7 protein-coding genes are annotated in these 5,175 nt (G+C 66.6%); 1 reads left to right on the top strand and 6 read right to left on the bottom strand.

The genetic code is table 11. The annotated features are described in order from the left end of the window. The 6 genes from VNE62_11125 to VNE62_11150 form a co-directional block, all read right to left on the bottom strand. Window positions 1-571: hypothetical protein (locus tag VNE62_11125; GenBank protein ID HVE92829.1), on the bottom strand; the 571-nt coding region annotated here is incomplete at its 3' end. Window position 572: 1 nt separating this feature from the next. Further along, window positions 573-1,331, bottom strand: coding sequence for a hypothetical protein (locus tag VNE62_11130; protein ID HVE92830.1), 759 nt, complete (start codon window positions 1,329-1,331; stop codon window positions 573-575). Then, window positions 1,322-1,936: a PilN domain-containing protein gene (locus VNE62_11135; GenBank protein HVE92831.1), complete on the bottom strand. Its 615-nt coding sequence runs from the start codon at window positions 1,934-1,936 to the stop codon at window positions 1,322-1,324. The genes VNE62_11130 and VNE62_11135 overlap by 10 nt, the downstream gene beginning before the upstream one ends. 1 nt (window position 1,937) lies before the next feature. Further along, the gene (gene pilM / locus VNE62_11140) at window positions 1,938-3,161 is read right to left on the bottom strand and encodes a type IV pilus assembly protein PilM (GenBank protein HVE92832.1); all 1,224 of its coding nucleotides are present in this window, start codon (window positions 3,159-3,161) and stop codon (window positions 1,938-1,940) included. 135 nt (window positions 3,162-3,296) lie between these two features. Then, a complete protein-coding gene (locus VNE62_11145; GenBank protein ID HVE92833.1) occupies window positions 3,297-3,494 on the bottom strand; it encodes a helix-turn-helix domain-containing protein in 198 nt (65 codons plus the stop codon). 121 nt (window positions 3,495-3,615) lie between these two features. Next, complete coding sequence (locus VNE62_11150) at window positions 3,616-4,377, bottom strand: prepilin peptidase (protein ID HVE92834.1); 762 nt, start codon at window positions 4,375-4,377, stop codon at window positions 3,616-3,618. Between the two features lie 97 nt (window positions 4,378-4,474). Here VNE62_11150 and VNE62_11155 point away from each other — a divergent pair. After that, on the top strand, window positions 4,475-5,175 hold a 701-nt coding region (locus VNE62_11155; protein HVE92835.1), incomplete at its 3' end, for a hypothetical protein.

A 5,175-nucleotide genomic window follows, 5' to 3' on the forward strand; every position in this document is an offset into this window, starting at 1 on the left:
TGAGGACCTGCTCGCCCTCGCACAGCCGGAAGCCATCGTCGCCTCTGCGGAAGTTCACGCACTCACCTTCGATGCTGACGATCTGGACGCCGTCCGAAAGCGTCTCCCCCGGACGGGCATTCTCGTGGACCTTTGAACCCACCTTGACCGTGGCGCTCTTGGAGTCCTCGGCCACCGACAGGACCTCGACCTGCACCCCGTCGCGGGCCGGACGCGGTGTCGGGTTCGGGCTCTCCGAGGCACTCGGACCGGGGGCGGGGGCGGGGGCCGGGCCTCCGGGGGCCGGACTTCCGGCGGGCCCTGCCGCCCCCACCGGAGCGGCCACGATCAGCGGCCTGAACGGGTCGCGGCCTTCAAAGGTCTCGAAGATGTCCGCAGACCTGGGGGTCGGCGATGCCACGGGAGGGGCGGCCACAGGCGGCGCGGCCCCGAAGGTCGAAGACGGCAACTCCGGCTCATCGCCTCCTCCGGAGAAGGTCATGAAGAGAATCCCGGCTACTGCCACCAGGGCAGCAACGCCCAAGGCGATGAGATAGCTGCGTTTTATCCGTGGTTCTTCCCGAAGAGCCACGTCAGCCTCCCGGTGGTGGGGTCGCCCCGGCGGGAGCCGGCGAGGCGGCGGGCGATGCCCCCGGAGAGGCTCCGGGAGCCGGCGAGGCGCCGGGCGCGCCGGGTGGCGGTGGGCTGGCGGGCACCGTGCCGGGGACTGCCGGAGCGGGGGCCACGAGGAACATCTGCATCTGGAACGTGACGGCTAGAAGCGGCGACGCCCTGGAGGTGCCCGTCCCCTCGCCTCCGGGAGCCAAGGAGAAGGTGTTGATGCGCACGGCCCGGGGCAGCTGTCGCTCCAGCCGGATGATGAAGTCAAGCAACTCGAAGTACCTGCCCGTGGTCGAGATGGTGAGGGTGATCGCCTGCAGCTGCCCGCCACCGGGAGCCGTGTTCGGGGCCGGAGGGGCCACTCCGGCTGCCGTGCCTCCGCCGGTAGGGGCGAAAGGCGTGGGCAGGCTCGGCGTGATCGACAGGAACTCGACCTCCGCCAGGTTGGCCGCGTCCGTCACCTGCAGGATGAAGTCCGGAAGCCTCGGATCTTCGGGGAGAGCCTCCTGGAATCTCGCTAGGTCCGCCCGCAACTGTGGTTCGATCGCCTGCAGTGCCTTCAGCCTCGCTATTTCGGCGGTGAGACTGTCGATCTCCGTCTGCACGGTGTCCTGCTGAGACCGGATGTCGTTGATCTTCGTCTGGCCGGTCCGGAAGACGAACACAAACCACAGGACGATGATCAGGACCACGGCAACGATCAGCAGGATGAACCGGGTCCTCAGGGGCATGGGCCGGTCCCCTGGCATCTTTGCGACAGCAGCGACGACGTGATGTTCGCCGTCGAGCCGAAGGAAACGATGTCTCTCGTGCCGATCTTCGCCTTGGTGCCGTTGGTGAGATAGACGAAGGTCAGGCCGTCGATCTGCGCGATGCGCGTCAGGTAGCCCGCGAGTGCGGGAAAGTCCATCGTGTTGCCCGTGAAGGTCACGGTGCCAAAAGACGGGACGGCTGTCTGCGCCTGTCCGGGGGCCGACGCGAGCGCCAGGTTCACGAGCCAGGCGTTGTCGGGAATGGTCAGCGAGAGGTCGTTGAGAAACTTCGACCAGGCGATGTCGCCGTTCAAGGCGACAGCGAGGGTCCGCCGCCGCTGCTGAACCGTCGCCTCCAGGTCACCGAACTGCCGCAGACCCGCCGCCTCCATGGCGAGCCGCCCCTGACGGGCTCGCCGCTGGGCCAGCTCGTCCTCCTCCCGGTTGATCGTGCCTCGTTGGATGAGCGTCACGATCAGCAGCAGGAAGAGCACCCCCGCGGCTCCGGCGATCGCAAAGGAAAGCAGGCGCCGCGTCCGCTGGCGCGTTCGGATCTCCGGGGGAAGAAGGTTGATAGGGGGCACGTCAGGCCTCGAACCCGCCGAGTGCCAGTCCCACGGCGACCGAAAGGAAAGGCTCGGCGACGGCGATCTGCTCCGCCTCCAACTGGACCTTGCCTATCGGCACCTTGCGGAACACCGACCCCTGATCGGCGGGGACCCGCAGCGCGGCGCCGAGCCGGGATCGCAGGCCCCCCAGCAGAGAACCTCCCCCGGTGACGAGCACGCTGCGAAGGGGAAGGGCTTCGGACTGCCCCGTGTAGAAGTCCAGGGAGCCCCGGACCTCTTCCACGAAACGCTCGACCTGCGGCGCCAGGTTGTCCACTGCCGCACTCAGGGACTCGGGGATGTCATCGTCCTCCGACTCCTCTTCTTCAGCGCCGCTCTCTACGTCCTCTTCGTCCTCGTCCAGCTCCTCGAGGTCGTCTGGCTCAGCCCCGCGCGTCGTCGTCGAGATCTCCTGGGTCTCGTCGTCGTCGAGGTACTCATCGGCCCCCAGTCGTATCCCCAGCTCTGTCGAGGCGCGATGCTTCATGGATTCGGCCTCTTCCCACTCCAGGTCTAGCGCGGCGCTGACGGCTTGGGTGAAGTCGTCCCCGCCGGAGCTGAGGGTCCGGACGAAGCGGATCTTGCCCGCCTGTTGGACCACGACGTTGGTCACCCCCGCGCCGATATCCACGATCGCCTCGGCCTCCACGGCGGACGCATCGTCTGTGCCCAGCGTGCGGACGAGGGGGTACGCGTTCAGCTCCAGGGACTGGGGCTCGAGCTTCGCAGCCTGTACCGCCGCTACCAGCCGGTCCACCATCTCCCGCTCGGCGGCCACGACCACCACCCTTTGGAGTGCCTCTCCTTCGGGTCCCGTCAGCTCGTCCACGACCTGGAAGTCCATGACAGCGTCCGCGAGCGGAATCGGGATGTAGTCCTGAGCCTGGAACCGGATGGCGCCCTCGAGATCCTCCCGGGACATGGCCGGGAACTCGATCTGGCGGACCACCACCCGCCGGTTGGACACGCCGACGCGGACGTCGCGTGAGCTGAAGCCGGCCCGCTTCCATAGGGTCGTGAGAGCCTGACCCACGAGCTCGGGCTCCTCGACCTCGCCGTTGCGCACCGCGCCCCGGGGCAGCAGGACCTGACCGAACCGCACCACCTGGGGACTACGGTCACCCCGGATCTCGGCTGCCCGCACGGCGCTCGTGCCGATGTCGAGGCCGATGTGGCCTCCGCCAACGCGCAGGAAACCCAACTGTGCTCCTCGATCAGGGGCTAGAACCGGCGACGTATTGTGTGCCGGACAGGCCTGTGGAAAGCAAGAGTCCTAGTGGGGAGGGTACCGGAGGGGGCGACTGAAGTTTCGGAACCACCCCGCCCCGCAGAACTCTTAGTGTTCGACGATCCTGTCGCGCAGGTACCGGTCCACCTCGGACTCCCGGATCCGGTAGTTCTTCCCTACGCGGATCGCGCTGAGATGCCCGCCCTTGATGAGCCTGTAGACCGTCATGTTGGATACCCGCATGACGGAGGCGACTTCGGAGACGGTGAGCAGCCTCTCGCCGAGGACCGGACCGGGCTTGCTCATCTAGTTTTCCCCCAGCGCCCGGTTCACCACCCGACGCTTCGACTCATCAGCCACCTGAAGCACAAGCGGCTTCAGCAGGTGAACAAGCTAACAGTGGAGGTCGAGAGGTGTCAACGTCGAGCTAAACTCCCGCCCAGAACTCGAACACCGACCTGCCGGCGAACATCCCGATCAGCCCGCCGAGGCACAGCATCGGGGCGAACGGGATGGCGGTCTTGCGCCCGGCCCGCCCCACGACCAGCAGAACGACCGCGACCAGGCCACCGATCATGAACCCCGAGAACAGAGCGACCGCGAAAGCGCCCACCCCGAACCGACCTGATACCACACCGATGAACGCCGCGAGCTTGACGTCGCCCATCCCCATGCCGCCGGACACAAGCGCAATGAGCAGGAGAAGCACGAACCCCGCGGTGGCCGAGATGAGCGCAGAAACGAGGGGGCTCGTGTCGCCCGTCAAGACCGCTCCGGCTGCGACCCACACCACGGCCGCCGTCGTCGCCGGGAGGACTATGACATTCGGCACACGCCGGTGATCCAGGTCGATAAATGACAAGGCGATGAGAACCGAGCCCGCCGCAGCCAGGAACGCCGCAGTCTCGAGGTCCGCTGCCCGAATCACGGCTACCAGGAACAGCAGCGCGGTCATGGCCTCCACCAGCGGGTATCGCAATGGAATCCGCGCCGCACATGCGCGGCACCTTCCCCGCAGGAACAGGTACGAGACAACCGGAACGTTGTCCCTCGGCCGCACGGGGACGCTGCAGGAGGGGCAGGCTGAAGCAGGTGAGACCAGCGAGAGCTTCCTGGGCACGCGGTGGATGACGACGTTCAGAAACGAGCCGATCAGGAGGCCGAGCACCACCGCGGCGGTCGGGATCACTCTTTCAGTCTCACGCGGCCTCGACTTCGCCTTTTGCGCGCAGGGGTCTGGCTGACGAACCCTATACCCGAACGGTCCTGCACCACCGGGAGGCTGCATGGTCGAGCAACGAGATGAGACACAGCACGATCAAAAGCCCCACCACCCTCTCCTGGAGATGGGACTGTTTCTGGTTGTGGTGGCTTCTCCTTTGGCCTGGACGCCCCTGACGTCGGCGGCCTTTGTGGATCTGAAGCTGGTCACGGTGCTGGTCGGAGCACTTCTGATGGCTATCGGGACCAGACGTGTAGACGCCACGGTGTGCCTCGCTGCCGGTCTCTGGTTTGGGGCCGTCACGGTGGCTAGTGCCCTGGGCGTCGATCCCGGGTGGAGCCTGCTCGGCGAGGAGCGGCAGTCGGCAGGACTCGTGATGTACCTCGCCTGCGCGGTCCTCATCTGCGTTGGTGGGTCGATCCCCGCGTCGCTCAGGGCCAGAATCCCACTTTGGCTCGTCGTGACCGGCATGCTGGTGGCGGGGCTTCAGATTTTGCAGACGTTCGTGGACATCGGCGCTTCCAACTGGACGCTGGGTCGATCTGGTTCGACCCTGGGTCACCCCGTGGCAGTGGGTGCTTTCATGGCGGTCGCCGTTACATGCTGTGCCTCTGTCCTGCGTCCTCGTCTTTACGTCCCTTTGTTGGTGGTCCTGGCATCGGCGCTCTCCCTGACCGCCAATCGAGGCGGATGGATCGGTCTCGTCCTGGGAGTTGCCGTCAGCTTTCGAATGTCGAGAACCGGGCTGGGTCGAGTCGCCGCGAC

The organism is Actinomycetota bacterium, from assembly GCA_035536535.1.
Taxonomy (GTDB): Bacteria; Actinomycetota; JAICYB01; order JAICYB01; family JAICYB01; genus DATLNZ01.